The sequence below is a fragment of the Microbacterium cremeum genome, from assembly GCF_015277855.1.
Lineage (GTDB): Bacteria > Actinomycetota > Actinomycetes > Actinomycetales > Microbacteriaceae > Microbacterium > Microbacterium cremeum.
In genome coordinates, this window is the sequence record NZ_CP063812.1 from 3,672,325 (window position 1) to 3,694,203 (window position 21,879).

Below are 21,879 nucleotides of genomic sequence, written 5' to 3' on the forward strand. Positions count from 1 at the left end.
GATGCCGCAGGCCGGGCGCAGCGCCCTGCGGGCCGGTGACCGCGGGCCGCGCACGGGGAGGGGTTGATCGCCCGCGCACGCAGGACGATCCTGGAGCCACGCGAACAAGGGAGTTCATCATGAGCAACACGTCGGTCGCACGCGTCACCACCATCACCGCCCGGTCGCCCGAGAGCTTCGAGGCGGCGCTCAAGGAAGGCATCGCCCGCTCCCACGCGACGTTGCGCAACGTCAGCGGAGCGTGGGTCAAGGAACAGACGGTCGAGTGCGACGACGGCGCCATCACGACGTTCCAGGTCGTGCTGGAAGTGACCTTCGTCCTCGACGACTGAGCGCCCGGCCGGCCGCCGGGCTCAGGAGCGGTTGCGCTCGTCGCGCGCGTCGTCGTACGCGCGCCGCAGCGCCGCGCCCACCCACTCGGTGCCGCGGTAGATGTTGTCGTCGCCGATGTCGACGGCCAGCCCGCCGGCCTCGAGCTGCCGCACGACGACCTCCTCGCTGACCACGACCTTCAGGCTCGAGCCCACCCGCGCCAGATCGCGCGCATAGCGGCGCAGCACCTCGACGAACGCGAGCCCGACGTCGTCGGTGCCGCGCAGCCGCACGATGACGACGGAGTTCTGCGACTCGGCCGTGACCTCGGGAAGCTGGCGCTCGAACGTCGGCGCGCTGGCGAAGAAGAGACTGCCGTAGGGCTGGAGGACGACGATCTCGCGGGGCGGGATGGCGTGCGGCGGGTCGATCTCGCGCATCCGGCCGTCGGCGGCGAACACCACGCGGCGCACGCGGAGGTGGTTGGACTGCTGCGCGACGAACAGGATGATGCCGAGCCCGACGCCCGCCAGGACGGCGAACTGCAGCGGGATGACGAGCATCAGCACGAACGTCACCGCCATGACGACGGTGGGAAGGGGCCCGCTCTTGACCACCGAATACACGCGACTGGGCTTCACCGCCGTCACCCCGACGACGATCAGCAGGCCCGCCAGCGCCGGCATCGCGATGAACGCGACGAGGTCGGACGCGAACAGGATCACCAGCGACATGACTCCGGCCGCGAGGAAGTACACCAGCCGGGTCTGCGCGCCGGCGGTCACCACCAGCGACGATCCCGACGACGATCCGCCCACCGGCATCCCGCGGAACAGCCCCGACAGCAGGTTGCCGGCGCCCTGACCGATCAGGTCGCGCGAGACGTCGGCGGGTTTGCCGTCCCGTGAGGCGATGCCCGCCGAGACACCCGCCCCCTGGACGAGCGCCACGAACGTCAGCGACACCGCGGGGATCGCCACGAAGAGGAGGTCGTCGAGGCTGGGCAGCACGGGGGCCGGCAGCGAGCCCGGCACGTCGACGAGATCGTGCAGGACGATGACCGGATGCGGCACCCACAGGTTCAGCAGAACGGCACAGATCGATCCGACGACGACCGCGACGACGAGGCTGAGCGCGCCGACCCGCGTGTGCTGGAGCAGCACGATGATCAGGATCGTGATGGCGCCCACCACGAGCGACGGCACGCTCCACTCCAGGACGTGCGTCGCGAGGTCGAGCGTCTTCGCGATGCGGTTCACGCCGCGCGAGGCGTAGCCGGTGAGGTTCGACAGCTGGCCCAGCACGATGTTGACCCCGACGGCGGTGACGAACCCGGTCATCACGGCGGTGGGGACGAACCTCACCAGCCGCCCGCCGCCCAGGAGCCCGAGCACGACCAGCAGCACGCCGCTGAGCATCGCGAGCGTGAACAGCGCGCGGTCGGGGTCGGCGCGGGTCTGCAGATCGGCGTCAGCGACGATGAGCGCCATCGCGCCGGTGACCTGCACGGTCATGAGCGCGCTGCTGGTGAACAGCGCGGCCCCGACCATGCCGAACAGATGGCCGTAGAGGCCGGCGAGCGGGTTGACGCCCGCCAGCAGGCCCTGCGCGAGCCCGTCGGGCACGCTCTCGACGCCGAGCGTGACGCCCGCCACGAGGTCGCGGCGCAGCGTCTTGCGCGAGAACCACGTGCGCGGATCCAGACTCACAGGCCCACGCTAGCGAAGCGCCTCCCCCCGGCGCCGCCCTGCAGGGCCCCCGAGCGGACCCTCCGAGAGGATTTCACGCGACCTGCGTGACGCGCAGACACTCAGCCTTCTCTCAGAATCGAAGGTGACGCAGGGTTCCACATCGGCGCTCTGCAGGAGCGCAGTGACTCCGCCAACCTGAAAGGGATCCTCCATGACCGACAACGACACCACCGTCACCGGCTGGGTGGGATGGGGCGTGTTCGCCGCCGTCGTCCTCATCATCTCCGGAATCATCAACATCTTCCACGGCCTGCAGGCCCTCATCGGGCCCGACACGGCCTACTTCCTCGGCGAGGCGGGCCTGTTCTCGCTCGACATCGAAGCGTGGGGCTGGTTCCACCTGATCCTCGGTGTGCTGATCCTCCTGGTCGGCCTCGCCCTGTGGGGCGGCGCGACGTGGGCACGCGTCATCGCGGTCATCCTGGTCGCGCTGAACGCCATCGCGCAGCTCACGCTGATCGCGGCGCAGCCGTGGCTCTCGCTCGCCGTCCTCGCGCTCGACATCCTCGTGATCTACGCGCTCACGGTGCACGGTCGCGAGCTCAAGGCGCGCTGAACCACGCCGCACTGACGGGCACCGCCTGACGCGCCCGTCACGCGACGAGAACGGATGCCTCGGCTCCCGCTTCGGCGGGGGCCGAGGCATCCGTCATGTCGTGCTCTTCGTCGGTGCAGCGGAAACGCGCGCGGTACGCGGTGGGGGTCGTGCCCAGCACGCGTGCGAAGTTCTGCCGCAGCACCGCGGCCGAGCCGAAGCCGCTCTCGTAGGCGATACGGTCGAGGCCGAGGTCGGTCTTCTCGAGCAGTCGCTGCGCGTGGATGATGCGCTGACGCGCCAGCCACGCCGCCGGAGTCGCGCCGTGGTCGGCCTTGAACCGGCGGGCGAAGGTGCGCGGCGACATGTGGGCCTTGGCGGCGAGCTGGTCGACGGTGAGGTCGAGGCGCAGGTTGTCGAGCATCCAGTCCGTGACCGGCGCGAGCGAGAGCGACGTGGTGGCCGGCAGCGGCTTGTCGATGAACTGCGCCTGCCCGCCGTCGCGCTGCGGGGGCACGACCATGCGCCGGGCGATCTTGTTGGTGAGCTCCGCGCCGATCTCCTGCCGCAGCAGGTGCAGGCAGGCGTCGAGACCCGCCGCGGTTCCGGCGCTCGTGATGATGCGACCGTCCTGCACGTAGAGCACGTCGGGGTCGACGTCGATCTGCGGATACATCCCCATCATGGTGGGCGCGTACATCCAGTGGGTCGTCGCGCGTCGCCCGTCGAGCACGCCCGCGGCGGCGAGGATGAACGACCCGCTGCACACGCTCAGCACCCACGCGTCTCGTGCGACCGCCGCGCGCACGACGTCGAGCACACGCGGATCGGTGCGCTGCCAGTACTCGCGCGGGGTGGGGCACACCACGACGAGGTCGGCCTCGTAGGCGAACGACAGGTCGGCGTCGACGTTGATCGAGAACCCCATCTTGGACTGCACGACCCCGGGGTCGGCCGTGACGACACGGAAGTCGAAGTTCGGGACGCCGTCGTCCGAGCGATCGAGGCCGAACGCCTCGCAGGCCACGCCGAACTCGAACGGCGCGAAGCCGTCCATCACGATGCAGGCGACTGTCTTCACGTGTACCTCCTGGCTGGCAGTTTTCCTGCGAGACGTGTCTATCCTGCCACTAGTGGCAGTCGTGGCACAAGCGTAGCGTTTCTGCCATGTTCATGGTGATCCTCTTCGCAGCCCTTTCCGCACTGGCGGTCGCCTCGACCGTCGTCCAGCTCCGCACCGACGGCTACCGCCGGACGCCGATCGATCCCACCCGCCTTCCCTGACCCACCCGGCCCCGACCCACCCGGCCCCGACCCACCGCCGGCGCGCCGGGTCAAGCGGTGACGCGGGCGTAGACCTCGATCATCGCGGCCGTCCGCGACGATTGCCGGAAGCGCTCGCGGATCGCCGGGTCGGGCACGCGCGGCGTGCCGGCCGAGATGGCGGATGCCGCGGCCCGCAGCGCGTCGGCGAGGGCGGCGACCGATGGGTCCGGCGTGACGCCGTCGCCGACGGTCCAGCAGCCCGTGCCGAGCTCGGCGGCGAGATCGGGGTCGCTCACGATCGCCGGCGTGCCCAGCGACGCGGCCTCGAAGATCGTCATGCCCTGCGTCTCGAATCCGATCGAGGTCTGCACGACGGCATCCGCGGCCGCGATCCGGCGCAGGGTCTGCGCGTACGGCATCCGCCCCGCGAACACGACCGTCGCCCGCGGACGCAGCCTCTCGACGAGCCGGCGGGCCGCGCGCAGCTGCCCGCCGCCGCCGATCACCTCGACGTCGGCGTCGACGCCCGACAGGTCGAGCGCCTCAAGGAACGGCAGCAGCCGCTTCTCGGGGCTCATGCGCCCCAGCCACACGAACCGCGGCCTCCGTGCCTTATCGGGGTGGGCGAGCTCGGCCAGGACCTCGTCGAGGATGTCGTCGTCGATGCCGTTCCAGATCACGTCGACGACCGGGGTCGTCGACGGCGCCTCGAGAGAGGGCGCCAGGCCGCGGCGGCCCCGCGGAGCGACGCCATGGGCCTCGAGCCGTCGGGCGAAGTGCGACGACGGCGCGGTCACGGCATCGGATTGCGCGGCGAATCGCCGCAGGTACGCCCAGCCGTCCGAACCCGTCCCCGAAGCGCGCAGCGCGCGGCGCTGCCACGCGTTGAGCGCGCGCAGCACGAGCTTCGGGAAGGGGGCGGTCGCCTCGATCCCCACGTCCACGCGGTTGTGCATCGTGTGCACCACCGGCAGACCGTGCCGCGCGGCGAAGCGGTGGCCGATGAAGGCGCCCCAGAAGTCGGCCTGCACGTGCACGACGTCCACCGGCGGGCGCGCGGCGAGCGCAGCATCCACCCGCCGATCGGTCCGTCGGCCCGGCCACGACATCGAGTACTCCCGATCCGGCGTGATCGGGATCGACGGGATGTCGACGTAGACCTCGTCGGGGGCGATCGAGCGCCCGCGGGCTCCGTGCACGGCCGGAGCGACCATCGTCACGGTGTGACCGGCCTTCTCGAGGAAGCGTCGCTGCAGCCGCATCGAGACCTGAGCCCCGCCGAGGGTCTCGGCGTGCTGGTCGCCGAACATCACGACGTGCATCGGGCGCTACTCGGGCAGCGGCTCGTCGCGGTACAGCGCCTCGAACGTGTCGAGCGTGCGGCGCATGTCGTGCACCTTGACGCCCTCGAGCGAGGCGCGCTGCATGCGCAGGCGCTCTTCGGGCGACTGGGTCAGCACCGTGGTGAGCTTCGCGGTCAGGTCGTCGACGTCGCCCGGCCGGAACAGGTAGCCGTTCTCGCCGTCGTGCACCAGGTGCGGCAGGGCCACGGCGTCGGCCGCCACGATCGGCAGACCCGAGGCCATCGCCTCCATCGTGGCGATCGACTGCAGCTCGGCGATCGAGGCGATCACGAACAGGCTGGCGTGGGTGAGGTAGCTGCGCAGCTCTTCGTCGGTGGTGTGGCCGTGGAAGAACACGCGGTCCGAGAGCCCGAGCTCGGCGGTCAGCTGCTCGAGGTTGCGGCGCTGGTCGCCGTTGCCCACGATGTCGAAGCGCACGTCGAGCGCGGGGTCGAGCTGTGCGATCGCGCGCAGGACCACGTCGATCTGCTTCTCGGTGGTGAGCCGGCCGACGAACACCAGGCGGTGCGCGTCGCGCGGCGTGAGGTCGGCGCTGTAGTTGCTCGCGTCGATGCCGCAGCTGACCGGGATGACGCCCTCGATCTCGATCGTCGACTCGAGGAAGTCGGCGGCCCGGCGGGTCGGAGTGGTGACCGCGCGCGTGAGGTCGAACGTGCGCTTCGCGTCGGCCCACGCGATCTTGACGGCCACCTTGTTGAGCGAGTCGGGCAGCGTGGTGAAGTCGAGGATGTTCTCGGCCATCACGTGGTTGGTCGCGATGATCGGGATGCCGCGCTTGCGGGCTTCGCGGGCCAGTCCGCGTCCGATCACGATGTGGGACTGGATGTGAACGACGTCGGGCTTCACCTCGTCGAGCGCGCGACGCGCGTAGTGCTTCGACATCCACGGCAGCACGAAGGTGAGCCAGTCGTGCGGATACCAGCGCCACGACGGCAGCCGGTGCATCGTCATCGGCTGCCCTTCGATCGTCTCGGGGAAGGTGCCGTGGTTGCGGTGGCCGGCGCTGGGGGCCATCACGTGGACGTCGTGGCCGCGCGCGACAAGACCGGCGGCGAGGCGCTCGGCGAAGCGCGCGGCGCCGTTGACGTGGGGGAGGAAGGTGTCGGCGCCGATGAGGATGGTGAGAGGACGCGGTTTCGCGGCGTCGGTGGCGTCGGGCGTCGCAGGATCGGTCACGGGATAGGGGGCCTGTCTGTGCGGCGGGCGAGCGTCGGTCAGGGGGTGGGGTGACGCGCATCCACTGTACCCGAGGGGGTTCTCACGCCCTGGGAACGCCCAGGGGCGCGCCACGTACGCTGGAGACATGCCCCGACTCCAGGCCGATGCGGATCCGAACCTCTGGGTACCGGTGACCGAGTCCTTCGGCTTCCGAGGCCGCCGCCACCGCAAGGCGGCTATCCGGATGCTGCTGTCACAGGCCGGCGCCGCGCTCGGTGACCCGAACGCCCCGGCGATCGGCTCGGCGAGCGGCGCGTCGACGGCCGCGGCGACCGGCAGGCGCGGCGGCGGCGTCGCCGCGTGGGCGATGAGTCAGGCGGCACCGCTCCTGATGCGCAAAGCCGCGGGCCGCGTGCTGGTGTGGACGTTCAAGTCCGACCCGGAGCTCGTCGTGGTGATGGCGCAGATCCAGCAGGCGACCAACGACCTCCGCGCCGCGCGGGCGATGATGCCGATGGAGTACGACGACACCGAGTCGTTCCGCAATCCGCACCTGGGCGTCGGCGAGAAGCTCGAGCTGGCGCTTCCGCCCGATCCGCGCACTCCCCCGTTCGCCACCTACACGTGGGACACCGGCACGCACTTCGTGACGGTGACCGCGGTCTGCTCCGACCGCGAGCGCTTCGGCACGGTGATCGGCTCGGTGGACGACCTGGCACGGACCCTCCGCGTGGTCGACGACCTCACCGTCGACGCCTCGCCCGACGTGCTGCGCATCGAGCCGCGCGGCTGAGCCCGCGACGCGTGACGGCTCGCTCGATTCGCATGAGCCGACCGGGCCGCCGCAGCGATACGGTGGGCGCAGACCAGCCGCATCGCCGTCAGGAGGCCTCACATGGGCGCCGTCATCGGAGACATCCTCCCCCTCGCACTCGGTGTCGCGATCAGCCCGGTGCCGATCATCGCCGCGATCCTCATGCTTCTCTCGCCCCGCGCGCGCGTCACGAGCGTCGGGTTCCTGCTGGGCTGGGTGGCCGGCATCGTGGTCGCGGTCACGGTGTTCACGCTGCTGTCCTCGGTGCTGCCCGACAGCGACGCCGACGACTCGAAGCCGATCACAGGCATCATCCAGATCGCGCTCGGCGCGCTGCTCCTGCTGGTCGCGCTGCGCCAGTGGCGCAGCCGGCCGAAGGCCGGTGAAGAGCCGGCGCTGCCGAAGTGGATGCACGCGATCGACGACGTCACCTTCGCGAAGGCGCTCGGCCTCGGGTTCCTGCTGTCGGCGGTCAACCCCAAGAACCTGCTGCTGGCCGCCGCCGGCGGCACCGACATCGGATCGGCGGGACTCGACACCGGCTCGATCGTGCTGGTGGTCGCGGTGTTCACGCTGATCGCGGCATCCACGATCCTCATCCCGGTCGTCGGCTATCTCATCGCCGCCGAGAAGCTGAAGGCGCCGCTGGCGGCACTGCGCGGCTGGCTCGCCAAGGAGAACGCGGTCATCATGGCCGTGCTGCTGCTGGTCATCGGCGTGAACCTCATCGGCAAGGGCATCGCCGCCTTCTGAGCCGGGGCCGCCTGTGCGCCGGAGCGATACGGTGGAACGCGTGACCTCCCCCGCGCGCCGACCCGAACACGACATGGTGCTCCTCGACGGCGGGACGTTCCGCATGGGCTCGGAGGACTTCTACCCCGACGAGCGCCCCGTGCACGAGCGCGAGGTGGCGCCCTTCCGGATCGACCGGTACGCCGTGACCAACGAGCAGTACACGGCGTTCGTCGACGACACCGGGTACGTCACGGTCGCCGAGCGCGAGCTCGATCCGGCCGCGTTCGCGGGAGCCGACCCGGCCGACCTCGTGCCGGGAGCGATGGTCTTCACGCCGACCCCCGGGCCGGTCGACCTCGGCGACTGGCGCAACTGGTGGCGCTGGCAGCCGGGCGCCTATTGGCGCCGGCCGTTCGGCCCCGACTCGTCGATCGACGAGCGGATGCGGCACCCCGTCGTCCACATCGCCTTCGAGGATGCCGTCGCCTACGCCGACTGGGCGGGTCTGCGTCTGCCCACCGAGGCCGAGCACGAGTACGCGGCACGCGGCGGACTCGACGGCGCGCGGTTCGCGTGGGGCGACGAGCCCTACCCCGGCGGGGTTCCGCAGGCGAACTCGTGGCTCGGCCGCTTCCCCTACGACAACCAGGGGGTGGGGGATGCCGCGCCCGTCGGCTCGTACCCCGCCAACGGCTTCGGGCTGTACGACATGACCGGCAACGTGTGGGAATGGACCACCGACTACTACACGCCGCGGCACCTGCGCCTGTCCGACAAGCCGGTCGACGCGGGCAAGCGCGAGAACCTCCTGGCCGCCGCGAGCGCGCAGGAGGGCTTCCCCACCATCCCGCGGCGCGTGCTCAAAGGCGGGTCGCACCTGTGCTCGCCGGAGTACTGCCTGCGCTTCCGTCCGGCCGCGCGCTCACCGCAGGCCGAGGACACCGGGATGTCGCACATCGGGTTCCGCTGCGTTCAGGACGCCTGACCCCGCCCGGATTCACGCGCACTGCATTATGTGCGCCGACGCGCGGCACGGCAGACTGACCCCGTGGACCTCCTTCTCAGCGCCAACCTGTCCTGGGGCGTCGCGGTGCTCGTGCACCTGGTCATCCTCGTCGTCGCGCTCATCTACATCCCCCGCGGCCGCAAGCCGACCGCGGCGATGGCGTGGCTGCTGCTGATCGCGATCCTGCCCGGCATCGGCATCTTCCTCTATCTCGTCATCGGCAACTTCCGGCTTCCTGCGCGTCGCCGGGGCGAGCAGGCCCGCATCGACGCGATGATCCGCAGCAACGTCGCCGACAAGCAGCTCGAGAAGACCGACGCCGACTGGCCGCGGTGGTTCCAGCGGGTGGTGCAGCAGAACGAGACGCTGACGGCCCTGCCGGCCTCGTGGGGCAACGAGGCCGCCCTGTACGGCGACTACCAGGCGTCGATCGACGCGATGACGGCCGAGATCGAGACCGCCCAGCACTTCGTGCACGTCGAGTTCTTCATCGTCGCGTGGGACGACACGACGCGCGGCTTCTTCGCCGCGATGGAGCGCGCCGTCGCGCGGGGCGTGACCGTGCGCCTGCTCGCCGACCACTTCTCGACGAAGCGCCTCCCCAACGCCAAGCAGACGCTCGCCGAGCTCGACCGCATCGGCGTGAAGTGGGCGTGGATGCTGCCGGTCATGCCGTTCCAGGGCAAGTACCAGCGCCCCGATCTGCGCAACCACCGCAAGATCGTCGTGGTCGACGGCCGGGTCGGCTTCATGGGGTCGCAGAACCTCATCGACCGCACGTACGACTCGCCCAAGAACATCAAGCGCGGCCTCAAGTGGCAGGAGCTCATGACCCGGCTCACCGGACCGGTCGTCGCCGAGGTCAACACCGTCTTCATGTCGGACTGGCTCATCGAGACCGGCGAGGACCTCTCGTCGACCGAGCACGTGCCGGCGACCGAGGTCGCCCAGTCGACCGCCCCGGACACGCTGATGTGCCAGGTGGTGCCGAGCGGGCCGGGCTACGACACCGAGAACAACCTGCGCCTGTTCCTCTCGCTCATCTACGGCGCGACCGAGAAGGTCATCCTGACGAGCCCGTACTTCGTCCCCGACGAGGCGATGGTCTACGCCATCACGAGCGCGTGCCAGCGCGGCGTCGAGGTGCAGCTGTTCGTGTCAGAGATCGGCGACCAGTTCATGGTGTGGCACGCCCAGCGGTCGTACTACAGCGCGCTGCTCGAGGCCGGCGTGCGCATCTTCCTCTACCCGGCGCCGTTCATCCTGCACTCGAAGCACTTCTCGATCGACGACGACATCGCCGTGATCGGCTCGAGCAACATGGACATCCGCTCGTTCAGCCTCAACAGCGAGGTCTCGCTGCTCGTGCGCGGCGAGACCTTCGTCGCGGCGATGCGGGACGTCGAGCAGGGCTATCGCGACGCCGGGCGCGAGCTGATGCTCGAGGAGTGGCGCCGCGAGCCCAAGAAGGCCACGTTCCTCGACGGCGTGATGCGACTCACCTCGGCGCTCAACTGAGATCGACGGATGCCGCGGGCCGCGGTGCGACCGCGGCCCGCGGCATCCCTCACTCGTCCTCGCCGTCCTCGCCGTCCTCGGTTGTCGGCGAGGGCTCCGGCTCCACGCGCTCGAGCTCGGCCAGCGCCTCCTGGAAGGCGTGCACGGTGGCCGCGTCGACGGCGCCGGTGGGTTCGACACCGAGTTCGGCCTGCAGCTCCTTCACGGCCTCGGTGAGCTCGGGCGTCCACACACCGTCGACCGGGCCGTCCCAGAACCCGGCGAGCTTCAGCGTCTGCTGCACCGCGGCCGTGGAGGCGACCGAGTCCTGTGCGGCGGTCTCGCCGATCGCGACGAGCTCGGCCTGGAGCGCCTCGGCGGTCGCCTTGTCGACCGTGCCGGTGACGGGAAGTCCCGCGGCGGCCTGAAGATCCTCGACGGCCTGCGTCGTCAGGGGTCCGTAGACGCCGTCGACCGCGCCGCCGTAGTAGCCGGCGGTCGTGAGCTCCTGCTGCAGCGCCGAGGTGTACGCGCGCGCGGCCGCGATCGCCTGCACCTGCTGCTCGCCGGAGAGGCATCCGGTGTCGGCGAACAGCGACAGCCACGCCATCTCGAGAGCGACCGCGGCGCTGTTGAACTGCTCGGCGGCGTCGACGAGCGGCGTGCCGTCGCCGATCCCCTCCTGGGCCTGCGCGAAGTCGGCCTCGGCCTGTGTCACGCGGTCGACCGAGGCGGCGGGCGCGAGCGGCGTGGGCTCGGGCATCGGCTCGTCCGCGGTCCCCGCGGGGGCGTCGGGATCGATCAGCGCGAGCGCCTCCTGCGCGTCGGCGAGCTCCTGCTGGGCGGTCACGACCGCCTGCTGCGCCTCGGCGATCGCCTCGGCGCTGTTCACGGCCTCGTCGTGCGGTCCGGCGAGATCGGCACCGGCGACCCGGACGTCGCCGACAGTGGGGGCGGTGGCGTTCAGCACGTCGCCGTAGCGGTCGAGCGCGCGGATGTAGTCCTCGCCCGCCTGGCAGAACCCGCTCATGGCGGCGGACTCCGCGGCCACGGCCTCTGCGACTGCCTTCTCCTTCGCCGTCACCTTGGCCCGCGCGATGTCGACGTCGCTCACGTCGGCGGCGCATCCGGCCAGGACGACGACCGCGAGCACGAGAGCCGCTCCCGTCATGGTGCGGCGCATCGGCGCCCGGCTGCGATCGTTCCCCATGCGTATGACCTCCCCATCGGGGAGCTCGGACGCTCCCCCGCCACATTCTGTCGGTGCGCGCCCGCGCGCGCTTCACGCGATCTGGGGGAACCGCGCTCGCGCGGTTCCCGCGCACCGCGCGGGGCGGCCGGCAGCAGGGTCGGCACTGTTCACCCCCTTTTCACGCGGATAAGAGGATGCCGCGGGCGAGAGCGCGCGCTAGGTTCGGTACCAATGACGGGCGCTGGGCCCGTTCCATAGATTGGCACCGCACACCATGGGCTTTTGGGACTTCCTCCTCTGGATCTTCTGGGTTTTCGTCTTCGTCGCCTACTTGATGGTCGTGTTCTCGATCATCGCCGACATCTTCCGCGACCATGAGCTGAACGGCTGGCTCAAGGCGATCTGGATCCTCTTCCTCATCTTCGTACCGTTCCTGACCGCCCTGATCTACCTGATCGCGCGCGGTTCGGGCATGCAGAAGCGATCGCTCGCGCAGGCTCAGGCGATCCAGTCGGCCCAGGCCGAGTACATCCGTCAGACCGCGGGGTCCGCCCCGAGCGCCGCGGACGACATCGCCAAGGCGAAGTCGCTGCTGGACGCCGGCACGATCACGCAGGCCGAGTTCGACGCGCTCAAGGCCAAGGCGCTGTCGGCCTAGTCAGCGAGTGAAAGGAAAAGACATGACGACCTTCGATTACGGTCCGATCGAGTTCTACGCGATCGGCTTCGACGGCGACCGGCCGGGTCCCGACGTGCTCGCGGCGATCGACGACCTCGTGGCATCGGGCACCGTGAACCTGCTCGACCTGGTGTTCGCGCGGCGCTCCCCCGAGGGTGAGCTCGAGATCCTCGAACTCTCCGACACCATCGACGACGGCGGCGTTCCGGCCCTCGACCTGGCCGGCCTCGCCGGCGAGGAAGACATCGCGACGCTCGCCGAGGGCCTCGAGCCGGGCTCGTCCGCGGCGATCCTCGTGGTCGAGCTGCTGTGGGCGAAGTCGTTCGCGGCCGCGCTCTACGACGCCGGCGGCACGGTCATCGCCCGCCACGGCATCCCCGCACCGATCGTGAACGCGTTCCTCGCAGAGAACGCCAGCTGAAGGAGGTAGACATGCTCGGCAGATTCGGACGCCCCGGTCTCATCGGGATGGCGGCGCGCACCGCCGTCGTCGCCGGAACGGCGACCGCCGTCTCGGGCGGCATCGCACGCCACCAGCAGGAGAAGGCGTTCCAGCAGCAGGAAGCGCAGGCCTACGAGGCCCAGCAGCAGCAGGCTGCCATGGAAGCCGCTGCCGCCCAGGCCGTCGCAGCGCAGATGCCTGCGCAGGCACCGGCGCCGGCGGCACCGGCGGCAGGCGCGGGCGATGAGCTCATGGCGCAGCTGAGCCAGCTGGGCCAGCTGCACGCGCAGGGCATCCTCTCCGACGACGAGTTCGCCGCCGCGAAGGCCAAGTTGCTCGCCTGAGAATCCCGACACCGAGAGGGCCGCACCGTCGAGAGGTGCGGCCCTCTCGACGTTCCCGGCCGTCAGCCCCCGGGGCGGGCGTCACCACCGTTGCCGAGGTCGTCCCACCCCTCGACGTCGGCCTCGTGCGGCGGCGCGACGGCGCCGCCGTTCACCGCACGGCCGTGGTGATCCGCGTCGCGGCCGGCCGTGCTCGCGGCGAGGTCGTCGATCTTGGCCATCAGCATCCGCACCTGCGCGTTGGTGGCCGGCTCGTGCTCGTGGCCGCCGGCGGCACGTTCGAGCACCCACGACGCCAGCGACGCGGTGATGATGCCGGCGAGCGCCACACCGCCGAACATGAGCGCAGAGGCGACCACACGCCCGGAATCCGTCACGGGGATGTAGTCGCCGTATCCGGTCGTCGTCACGGTGACGCACGCCCACCAGATCGCGATGCCGAACGACGTGATGGTCGCATCGGGAGCGTGCCGCTCGACTTCGAGCACCGCGAGCGACGACACGTAGATGAGGATCGCGGATGCGCCGATTCCGTACACCATGATGCGCACGCGCAGCCGGTCGCCGGCGGTGGACCTGATGCCGGGCAGCAGCGTGAGCACCCGCAGCAGCCGCACCAGCCTGAGCACCGGGACCAGCGCGAACGCGAGATCGGCGAGGTGCGTGCGGAACCACACCATCTTGCGGTCGGCCATGAACAGCCGCACGAGGTAGTCGACGATGAACATCGCCCACGTGACGAGCACGATCGTCGATGCGACGGCACGCTCCGGCCCGACCAGGTCGGCGATCACCCGCCACGAGTACGCGAGGAGGTACGCGAAGCCCGCGATCATCAGCGGGATCTCGGTGCGCCTACGCCACGTCTCCTCGTTCACACGCTGGATCATCCCGCACCGGCGGCCCGGCTTCGCCGAGCCGCGCCGGTCACGCGCGCGGCGCGCCCGGACGCACGTCGCGCCCGGCGGCCGGCGCGGCACGCGCCGGGGTGGCGGAGCGATCGCCCGACAGCCATCGCATCCACAGCGCCTGGGGATCGCCCTCGAGCACGAGTGCCCGCGCCGACAGTGTCAGCGGGATCGAGAGGATGGCCCCGAGCGGGCCGATGACGAAGGTCCAGAAGATGACGGCGAAGAAGCTCAGCGTGAGGCTGAGGTCGACGGCGTCGCTGACGAACTTCGGCTGCACGAGCACCTGCAGCACCACGTTCACGACCGAGTAGATCGCGATCACGGCGAGCAGCATCGGCCAGCCGCCGACGACGAACCCGAGCACCGCCGGCGGGATGAGCCCCAGCACGAACCCGATGTTGGGCACGAAGTTCGTCACGAACGCGAGGATCGCCCACACGACGGGGGCGGGCACGCCGAGGGCCCACAGCGCGAAGCCGTCGATGACCGCCACGATGGCGCCGAACGACGCGTTGACGATGTAGTACCGACGGATGCCGGTGTTCAGGCGCCCGATCCGGGCCAGCACCGGACGATGCCCGTCGCCGAACACGCGCCCGGCATCGCGGTAGCGGGCCGCATCGACGGCCATGAAGATGATGTACGCGAACACGAAGAAGAGCGCCGTCGCGACGCCGATCGCGGCGGCGCCGAGGCTCGACGCCAGCTGGAGGAGCGTCTGCGGGTCGAGGACGGAGGCTGCGGCATCCGACGCCTCCTCGTCGAGGCCGACCGACTGGAGCCACGCGATCAGGTCGCCGACGCCGGCACGGAGCTGGTCGGCGTACTGCCCCACCAGCTGCGCGAACTGCGTGCCGGCGATCCACAGCAGCACGCCCATGGCGACCAGCACCAGATAGCCGACGACGATGACCGCGGTGGTGCCCGCCCACCGCGGCCACCCGCGCCGTTCGAGGGGGCGGCGGACCGGCTCGCAGATGACGACGAGGACGATCGCGAGCACCAGCGGGCCGAAGATCTCGCGGGCGAAGAAGATCCCGGCCAGCACGACCACCGCGGCCGCGAGCCCGAGGAGCACGCGAAGGCCCGGAGACAGCACGGGGGTGGCAGAGGGCGGGTCGGAGCGCTTCACGAGTTCAGGGTAGGGGTCGCGGCGACCACGGCGACGGGGGCGCGCTGAGCCCCCTCATCGGTCACGCCTCGACCGGGAAGACCCGTGACCAGTCGTCGCGCACGCTCACGACGGTGAACCCGTGTGCGCCGGCCTCCACGAGCGCGCTCTCGGGGACGGTCATCGAAGAGCCGTGTATCGCTCGGGCAATCGCGGGGTCCACAATGACCCCATGAGCGATTCCGCGGCTGCCGGATCCTGGGCGGTGCCGGCGAGCGTTTCGGAGCGCGTGGCCGAGGGCCGAGCCGCGCGGCGGCACACGCCACGGCGTGCGCTCGCGCGCCTCAGCGGCGCCGGCCGCGACCCGCTCGGCATCCTCGAGCGGCAGAACGCGACGCGGATCGCCGAGCTCGTCCCGCTGCGCATCGAGCGGATGTCGGCGAGCCCGTTCGCTTTCTACCGCGGCACCGCGGCCCTGCAGGCGGCGGATCTCGGGCGCGACCCGCACAGCGGCATCCTCGTCCCCTCCTGCGGCGACGCGCACGTCGCCAACTTCGGGTTCTACGCCTCGCCGCAGCGCACTCTCGTATTCGATCTGAACGACTTCGACGAGGCGGCGTGGGCGCCCTGGGAGTGGGACGTCAAGCGCCTCGTCACCAGCCTCGTGATCGGCGGGCAGGCGAGCTCGCGCGACGACGCGGTGGTGACGGATGCCGCGCTGGCGGCCGTGCGGACGTACGCGCGCGCGATGGACTCGCATGCGCGCCGCAGCCCGCTGCTGCGGTTCTTCGAGCACTTCGACGTGCACGCGTTCGCCGACGACGCCGACCGGAAGACGCGGCGCGTGCTCAAGGAGGCGATGCGCGACGCACGCAGGCGCACGGCCGAGCGCGCCACGCGACGGCTCACCGAGACGCTCGCCGACGGACGCATGGTCTTCGTCGAGCATCCGCCGGCGATGGTGCACGGCGACGTGGTGAGCCGGGAGCGCCTGCACGAGAACGTGCGGCGCTACACCGCCTCGGCCAACATCGACGTCCGCATGGTGCTCAGCCACTACACGGAGTCGGATCTTGCGCGCCGCGTCGTCGGCGTCGGCAGCGTGGGCACCCTGTGCGGACTGGTGCTGTTCCAGGACGGCGACGGCAACACCCTGCTGCTGCAGGCCAAGCAGGCCGGCGAGAGCGTGCTGGTGGCGCACGGCGGGATCGAGCAGCCGCGCGCGGCGACGGACCACATCGCCGCGCACGGGCACGGCGGTCGCGTCGTCGCGCTGCAGCGCATCCTGCAGGCGGTGTCGGACCCGTTCCTCGGCCATCTGCGGTCCGAGACCGGCGACTTCTACGTGCGGCAGTTCCACGACATGAAGGGGTCCGTCGAAACCGAGGTGCTCGAGGACCGCCCGTTCCGGGCGTACGCCGAGGCGTGCGCCGCGACGCTCGCGCGGGCGCATTCGCAATCCCCGCAGGCGGCGCTGGTGGCGGGGTACATCGGCACCGGCCGCGTCGTCGGCGAGGCCCTGCTCGAGTGGGCGTACGCGTACGCGGCACTGTCGCGCAGCGACTACGACTCGTTCGTCGCGGCGCACCGCGGGACCGCCGACCCGGCGTAGCGACGAGGCGCGCTCAGGTTCGCTCGACCCGCAGGCGCAGCGAGGCGACCAGCATCTCGAGGCCGATCTCGAAGGCCCGGTCGCTGCGTTCGCGGCCGGTCGCGGCATCCGCCATCAGCCGCGCCAGGGTCGTCGTCGGGGTGTCGGCGCTCCAGATCTCGTCGGGCGAGGTGACGTCGAGGCCGAAGCCCATCGCGAACGCGTCGACGACCGCCACGATCGCGAGCACCTCGTCGTCGGGCAGGCCGGCATCGACCAGGGCGGTCGCGAGCCGATCGTAGTTCGCGATGACGCCGGGATCGGTGATGGTCTTGCCGACCAGGAGCGGCACGATGAGCGGATGGTCGGCGTAGAGGCGTCGCAGCCCGCGCACGGTGCCGACGACGATCTCGTCCCACTCCCCCGAGACCGGGTCGGGAAGATACCGCTCGCCCAGCCGCGCGCGCATGAGCTCGACGATGGCGTCCCTGCCGTCCACGTGGTTGTACAGGGAGGACGGCGTGACGCCGAGGCGGCGTGCGAGCGCGTTGACCCCGAAGGTCTCGCCGGAATCGGCGAGCTCGATGGCGGCGTCGGCGATCAGATCCACCGACAGCAGGTTCACGCGGGGGCGCGGCATCCGGTTCCTTCCGTCTCTCGGTCAGCCTAGGGCCGGCCTCCGCCCGTGCAATCCGGTCTTCCCAGAACCGACATGTTCCTGCAACAATAAACGAATACCGTTCGTTTAACCGGCCGCGACGCCGGTCCCCCGCACACCGCCGTGCACCAGACGACAGGAAGACACTCGCATGAACGACCTCGAAGCACGGGTCCCGCTCCGCGTCCGCACGGGCGCGGCGACCTTCGCGATCGGCATCGCCGGCTACCTCGGCGTGAACCTCTCGCCCTACATGATCACCGCCCTCCAGGAGGGCTTCGGCACCGACGTGCTCACGGCGAGCTGGATCGTCACGGCGACGCTGCTGGCGACCGCCGTCACGGGCCTGGTCACCGCGCCGTGGTGCGCGGGCCGGCACCGCCGTCTCGTCGCGCGCATCGGCCTCGCCGCGGGCGTCGCGGGGTTCCTCGTGGCAGCTCTCGTGGGCGTGCCCGCGCTCGCCGTCGCCGGACTCCTCGTCGGCGGCGTCGGCGCGGGCGGCGCGGTCGCCGCCGCCGGAGCCGCGCTCGCGGCGTTCCGCAACCCGGATCGCGTCGCGGGGTTCAACGGACTCGCCAACCGCGGCGTGATCACGATCGTGCTCGCCGTCGTGCCGCTGATCGGGCTCGCGCCCATCGACGTCTTCGGCGCGCTGGCGCTGTTCTGCCTCATCGGCTTCGTCGCCGTCGGCTGGCTCCCCGTGGCCCCGGTGATCGACCCGCAGGCCGGTGCCGCCGTCGCCGAGGCGGTGCCGATCGAGGTTCCCGCGACCGGAACCGTCCGCGTCCGGGCGCGCACGACCTCTCGGGCCGTGACGATCGCCGGTTTCGCACTGCTCGTCACGTTCGCACTGTGGGCCGTGAGCGAGGACTCGCTGTGGGCGATGGCAGGCGTCATGGGCGCCGAACGCGCCGGACTCACGCCGGAGGGACTCGGGCTCGCACTCAGCGGCAGCACGGCCGGCGGCCTCCTCGGCTCGGTGCTGCTGATGATCGTCGGCAACCGGCTCGGACGCGCCGTGCCCCTGGTCGTGCTGCTCGTCGCCGGCGGGGCGCTGAAGATCTCGCTGGGCTTCGTGACCGACCAGACCGCGTTCATCACGATCTTCATCGTGTGGAACACCATCTACGCGATCGCGTTCATGTACTTCGTCTCGACGTCGGCCGCGCTCGATGCCGACGGCCGCTGGTCGGGGCCGCTCCTCGCGGTCTACCTCGTCGGGTCGGCGCTCACGCCGGTGATCGGCGCGGCGCTGGTCGAGCTGTTCGGCTATCAGGGCTTCGTCGCGGTCCTCGGGACGGCGAGCTTCGTGCTCGCGATCCCGGCAGCGATCGTCGCCACGATCTCGAGGCGGGTCGAGAAGGATGCCGCGGCCGCCGCCGCGACGGACTCCGCGGCCGACGGTGTCGAGGCCGACGCCGCCGAGGAGGTCGGGGCGTGAGCGCGACGCTGTACACCGGGGGCCGCATCTTCACGGCCGGCGACGAGCCGTGGGCCGACGCGCTCGTCGTGGACGACGAGACGGTGGTGTTCGCCGGAGACCTGGCGCGCGCACGCGCGGCGGCCGGACCCGACTGCGCCCGCGTCGACCTCGCGGGACGCCTGCTGCTGCCCGGCTTCACCGACGCCCACACGCATCTCGTCATGATGGGCGAGGCGCTCGGGCGGGTCGGCCTCACGGACGCGCGGAGCCTCGACGAGATCCAGGCCCGGCTGCGCGCCGCGCGCGCTGCCGACCCCGGTGCCGCGCGCGTGCTGGGACGCGGCTGGCTGTTCGACTCGGTACCCGGCGGCGCGCCGACCGCGGCGATGCTCGACGCGGCGGTCGCCGACGTGCCGGTGTACCTCGACGCGAACGACTACCACTCGTGCTGGGTCAACTCCGCGGCGCTCGCAGAACTCGGCATCACGCGCGAGACCCCCGACCCGCTGGGCGGCCGCCTCGGCCGCGACGCCGACGGCGAGCCCGACGGCATGCTGTACGAGACCGCGGCGCAGGCGCACGCGTGGGCGTTCCTCGCAGCGGCGGCCGGGGACGCGGACCGCGACGAGGCCGTCGAGCGTACGCTCGCCGCGTATCTCGCCACGGGTGTCACGGGAGTCGTCGACATGGCCTTCGACGAGCTCGGCCTCGCCGCCTTCCAGCGCGCCGCCGCGCGCCGCGACGGCCGCCTGCCGCTGCGCGTCGCGGCCCACTGGTTCATCGAGAACACCGGCGACGAGGCGGCCAACCTCGCACAGGTCGCCCGCGCGGCAGAGCTCGCCGAGAGCATCAGGTCGCCGTGGCTGCGCATCGCGGGGATCAAGCTCGTGGTCGACGGCGTGATCGATGCGTGCACCGCCGCGATGCGGCATCCGTATGCCGACGGCTCGAACGCCGAACCCATCTGGTCGCTCGACGACCTGAAGCCGGTCGTCGCCGCGGCGGACGCCGCCGGACTCCAGGTGGCGCTCCACGCCATCGGCGACCTCGCCAGCGACATCGCGCTCGATGCGCTCGAGCACGCGTCCGAGGTCAACGGCCCCCGTGCACGCCGCCATCGGATCGAGCACCTCGAGTACGCCGCACCCGGCACCGCCGAGCGGATGGCCCGGCTCGGGGTGACCGCCTCGATGCAGCCCGTGCACGCCGACCCCGCGATCTTCGGCAACTGGGCGGCCATGCTCGGCGACGATCGCGTCGACCGCGCGTTCGCGTGGCCCGAGTACGTCGCGGCCGGCGCGCTCCTGGCGTTCTCGACCGACGCGCCGACGGCGCCGCACGAGGCCCTGCCCAACATGTACATCGCCGCGACCCGGGGCTCGGCGCTCGATCCGTCGTTCGCGCCGCGGCATCCGCAGTTTGCGCTGCCGCTCGAGCAGGCGCTCGGGCACGCGACGAGGGATGCCGCAGCCTCGGTCGGCGAGGGCGACCGGCGCGGCCGGCTCGCGGCGGGCATGGCCGCCGATTTCGCGGTCGTCGACGTGGATCCGTTCACCGCCGGCGCCGAGTCCCTGCTGCGAGCCCGCGTCGTGCGGACGGTGGTCGCCGGTCGCGCCGAGTACGACACCGGCGAGCTCTGAGTCAGCCGGGCGCCGGAGGGTGGGCGGCGAGCCATTCGCTCGCCGCCCGCTTGGGCGCCTTGAGCAGCCAGGCATCGGTGATCACCTCGCGCAGGTGATCGACCTCGATCGCGTCGAGGCGCACCAGCACGGCCGGGAATCCGTCGAAGTGCGGGATGGTGAAGAACACCTCGGGGTAGGTCTCGAGGAGGGCATCCTTGACCGGGAGCCCGTCGGTGCGCACGCCGACCACCTCCCCCGGAGGCCACTCGCGGCCCAGCGCGGAGAGCTGCTCGAGATCGCGGCCGCTCGGACCGCGCTGCCACACGAACGCACCCGACGTCACGCGCCAGGTCGCGCCGCCGCGGTGCCCGTCGATGCGCTCCTCCACGCCGGGGAGCCCCGCCGCGATCGCGCGCACGTCGTCAAGAGTCGCCACGCACCCATCATGCGCCGCAACGCCCGCGCAGGCGAGGGGCAACGGCGCCCGCCCGCGCCGGGTCAGGCCAGCGGCTCGACCTGGAAGGTGAGGACGCGGCCCTGGCGGAAGGGCTCGACGAGCTCGAAGTTCTCGAACGCGATGCCGCCGGGGATCGGCGCCTCGCTCATCCAGTACGTGTGGCGGCCGTTGACCTGCGCGATCAGACGCGAATCGGGATCGGCGGCCCGCCACGTCTGCACGGCACGATCGCCGACGTAGTGCCAGTGCTCGCGGGTGCCCTGCGCGTACTCGGCGCGGTGCGGCTCGGCCTCGTCGGGCGTCGCCGAGACCACCACCTCGGAACCCGCGCGGGCCAGCTCGTCCACGCCGAAGGCCGCGTGGTCGGCGAAGTGGATGCCGCGGTAGCCGGGCCAGAGCCTGCCCGCGGTCGCCACACGGCCTTCGGCGAGGTGGAGGGTACGCAGCCGCGCCCAATTGCCCATCGTGGCGGTGAGGACGCACGCCTCGAGCTCGACCGACGAGTCGCGGCGGTAGGCGGCCACCGTCAGCTCGTGCGGCCGGTCGGCGCGGAACCGTACGCGCACCCACACGTCGGCGCCGTTCGCGAACGGCTCGACCAGCACGTCGACGGTCAGCGTCTCGACGCCGTCGATGACGGCCACCGTGCCCCGCGCCGGGTCGCGCGGGTCGCGGGGCGCGGCGTCAGCGGCGTCGTCGGCCGCCCACATGCGCAGTCCCGGCACGTCGTCCAGACGGCTGCGCTCGAGCTCGCTGTACCCGCGCTCGCTGTCCCCGGCGGGGATGGGCTCGACGGCGATGAAGTTGAGCAGTCGCTCGCGGGGCTGGCCCAGGTACGGCGTGAAGATGCGCAGGAGCCCGCGCGGGCCGCTCAGCGGGTGCAGGCCGAGCTGGATGCCGCCCGGATGTCCCCAGCGGGGCTCCCGCGGCCCCCCGCCGGGCGCCGGTCGCAGCCAGCGCCCGTCGACCACGGCCTCGGTCCAGTCGCGGCCCTCGGAATCCGTCGGCACG

Annotated in this window: 22 protein-coding genes; 12 read left to right on the forward strand and 10 right to left on the reverse strand. The window is 71.5% G+C overall.

Features of this window, described 5'->3' with window-relative positions; translation table 11 throughout:
* The first annotated feature begins 119 nt into the window (after positions 1-119).
* Positions 120-332 carry a dodecin family protein gene (locus IM778_RS16400; protein WP_194409874.1) on the forward strand — a complete coding sequence of 71 codons (213 nt, stop codon included), beginning with the start codon at positions 120-122 and terminating at the stop codon, positions 330-332.
* Between the two features lie 21 nt (positions 333-353).
* Here IM778_RS16400 and IM778_RS16405 read toward each other — a convergent pair whose 3' ends face one another.
* The gene (locus IM778_RS16405) at positions 354-2,021 is read right to left on the reverse strand and encodes a SulP family inorganic anion transporter (RefSeq protein ID WP_194409875.1); all 1,668 of its coding nucleotides are present in this window, start codon (positions 2,019-2,021) and stop codon (positions 354-356) included.
* A gap of 193 nt (positions 2,022-2,214) precedes the next feature.
* Between IM778_RS16405 and IM778_RS16410 the strand changes: the two genes are divergently transcribed.
* Positions 2,215-2,619 (forward strand): DUF7144 family membrane protein, encoded by a 405-nt coding sequence (locus IM778_RS16410; RefSeq protein WP_194409876.1) that lies wholly within the window; start codon positions 2,215-2,217, stop codon positions 2,617-2,619.
* A gap of 37 nt (positions 2,620-2,656) precedes the next feature.
* On the opposite strand, the gene IM778_RS16415 is transcribed toward IM778_RS16410, so the two are convergent.
* The 3 genes from IM778_RS16415 to IM778_RS16425 form a co-directional block, all read right to left on the reverse strand.
* Complete coding sequence (locus IM778_RS16415) at positions 2,657-3,679, reverse strand: GlxA family transcriptional regulator (RefSeq protein WP_194409877.1); 1,023 nt, start codon at positions 3,677-3,679, stop codon at positions 2,657-2,659.
* Positions 3,680-3,932: 253 nt separating this feature from the next.
* Complete coding sequence (locus IM778_RS16420) at positions 3,933-5,186, reverse strand: glycosyltransferase (RefSeq protein ID WP_194409878.1); 1,254 nt, start codon at positions 5,184-5,186, stop codon at positions 3,933-3,935.
* Positions 5,187-5,192: 6 nt separating this feature from the next.
* Complete coding sequence (locus IM778_RS16425; RefSeq protein ID WP_228484615.1) at positions 5,193-6,404, reverse strand: glycosyltransferase; 1,212 nt, start codon at positions 6,402-6,404, stop codon at positions 5,193-5,195.
* 127 nt (positions 6,405-6,531) lie between these two features.
* Between IM778_RS16425 and IM778_RS16430 the strand changes: the two genes are divergently transcribed.
* From IM778_RS16430 to cls, 4 genes are all read left to right on the forward strand, one after another.
* Positions 6,532-7,179 (forward strand): hypothetical protein, encoded by a 648-nt coding sequence (locus IM778_RS16430; protein ID WP_194409880.1) that lies wholly within the window; start codon positions 6,532-6,534, stop codon positions 7,177-7,179.
* 102 nt (positions 7,180-7,281) lie between these two features.
* Positions 7,282-7,953, forward strand: a complete 672-nt coding sequence (locus IM778_RS16435; protein WP_194409881.1) for a GAP family protein — start codon at positions 7,282-7,284, stop codon at positions 7,951-7,953.
* Positions 7,954-8,026: 73 nt separating this feature from the next.
* Positions 8,027-8,920 carry a formylglycine-generating enzyme family protein gene (locus IM778_RS16440; RefSeq protein WP_194411938.1) on the forward strand — a complete coding sequence of 298 codons (894 nt, stop codon included), beginning with the start codon at positions 8,027-8,029 and terminating at the stop codon, positions 8,918-8,920.
* A gap of 63 nt (positions 8,921-8,983) precedes the next feature.
* A complete protein-coding gene (gene cls, locus IM778_RS16445; RefSeq protein ID WP_194409882.1) occupies positions 8,984-10,459 on the forward strand; it encodes a cardiolipin synthase in 1,476 nt (491 codons plus the stop codon).
* 49 nt (positions 10,460-10,508) lie between these two features.
* On the opposite strand, the gene IM778_RS16450 is transcribed toward cls, so the two are convergent.
* Positions 10,509-11,648: a peptidoglycan-binding domain-containing protein gene (locus IM778_RS16450; protein ID WP_194409883.1), complete on the reverse strand. Its 1,140-nt coding sequence runs from the start codon at positions 11,646-11,648 to the stop codon at positions 10,509-10,511.
* Positions 11,649-11,904: 256 nt separating this feature from the next.
* On the opposite strand from IM778_RS16450, the gene IM778_RS16455 reads away from it, so the two are divergent.
* The 3 genes from IM778_RS16455 to IM778_RS16465 are packed head-to-tail and all read left to right on the forward strand — an operon-like array spanning position 11,905 to position 13,095.
* A complete protein-coding gene (locus IM778_RS16455) occupies positions 11,905-12,288 on the forward strand; it encodes an SHOCT domain-containing protein (RefSeq protein WP_194409884.1) in 384 nt (127 codons plus the stop codon).
* 22 nt (positions 12,289-12,310) lie between these two features.
* On the forward strand, positions 12,311-12,730 hold the full coding sequence (locus tag IM778_RS16460) for a DUF6325 family protein (RefSeq protein WP_194409885.1): 420 nt from the start codon (positions 12,311-12,313) through the stop codon (positions 12,728-12,730).
* A gap of 11 nt (positions 12,731-12,741) precedes the next feature.
* Positions 12,742-13,095 carry an SHOCT domain-containing protein gene (locus IM778_RS16465; protein ID WP_194409886.1) on the forward strand — a complete coding sequence of 118 codons (354 nt, stop codon included), beginning with the start codon at positions 12,742-12,744 and terminating at the stop codon, positions 13,093-13,095.
* 62 nt (positions 13,096-13,157) lie between these two features.
* Here IM778_RS16465 and IM778_RS16470 read toward each other — a convergent pair whose 3' ends face one another.
* Positions 13,158-13,973, reverse strand: a complete 816-nt coding sequence (locus IM778_RS16470) for a potassium channel family protein (RefSeq protein ID WP_228484616.1) — start codon at positions 13,971-13,973, stop codon at positions 13,158-13,160.
* 49 nt (positions 13,974-14,022) lie between these two features.
* Positions 14,023-15,138: an AI-2E family transporter gene (locus IM778_RS16475; protein WP_194409888.1), complete on the reverse strand. Its 1,116-nt coding sequence runs from the start codon at positions 15,136-15,138 to the stop codon at positions 14,023-14,025.
* Between the two features lie 211 nt (positions 15,139-15,349).
* On the opposite strand from IM778_RS16475, the gene IM778_RS16480 reads away from it, so the two are divergent.
* The gene (locus IM778_RS16480) at positions 15,350-16,729 is read left to right on the forward strand and encodes a DUF2252 domain-containing protein (RefSeq protein ID WP_194409889.1); all 1,380 of its coding nucleotides are present in this window, start codon (positions 15,350-15,352) and stop codon (positions 16,727-16,729) included.
* A 13-nt stretch (positions 16,730-16,742) separates the two neighbouring features.
* Here IM778_RS16480 and IM778_RS16485 read toward each other — a convergent pair whose 3' ends face one another.
* Positions 16,743-17,348: a TetR/AcrR family transcriptional regulator gene (locus IM778_RS16485; RefSeq protein WP_194409890.1), complete on the reverse strand. Its 606-nt coding sequence runs from the start codon at positions 17,346-17,348 to the stop codon at positions 16,743-16,745.
* A 169-nt stretch (positions 17,349-17,517) separates the two neighbouring features.
* Between IM778_RS16485 and IM778_RS16490 the strand changes: the two genes are divergently transcribed.
* Both IM778_RS16490 and IM778_RS16495 read left to right on the forward strand, forming a co-directional pair.
* Positions 17,518-18,807: an MFS transporter gene (locus IM778_RS16490; protein ID WP_194409891.1), complete on the forward strand. Its 1,290-nt coding sequence runs from the start codon at positions 17,518-17,520 to the stop codon at positions 18,805-18,807.
* Positions 18,804-20,429, forward strand: a complete 1,626-nt coding sequence (locus IM778_RS16495) for an amidohydrolase (protein WP_194409892.1) — start codon at positions 18,804-18,806, stop codon at positions 20,427-20,429. The genes IM778_RS16490 and IM778_RS16495 overlap by 4 nt, the downstream gene beginning before the upstream one ends.
* 1 nt (position 20,430) lies before the next feature.
* On the opposite strand, the gene IM778_RS16500 is transcribed toward IM778_RS16495, so the two are convergent.
* Together IM778_RS16500 and IM778_RS16505 are read right to left on the reverse strand one after the other, a co-directional pair.
* A complete protein-coding gene (locus IM778_RS16500; RefSeq protein WP_194409893.1) occupies positions 20,431-20,847 on the reverse strand; it encodes an MmcQ/YjbR family DNA-binding protein in 417 nt (138 codons plus the stop codon).
* Between the two features lie 62 nt (positions 20,848-20,909).
* Positions 20,910-21,878: a hypothetical protein gene (locus tag IM778_RS16505; protein ID WP_194409894.1), complete on the reverse strand. Its 969-nt coding sequence runs from the start codon at positions 21,876-21,878 to the stop codon at positions 20,910-20,912.
* Position 21,879 lies beyond the last annotated feature (1 nt).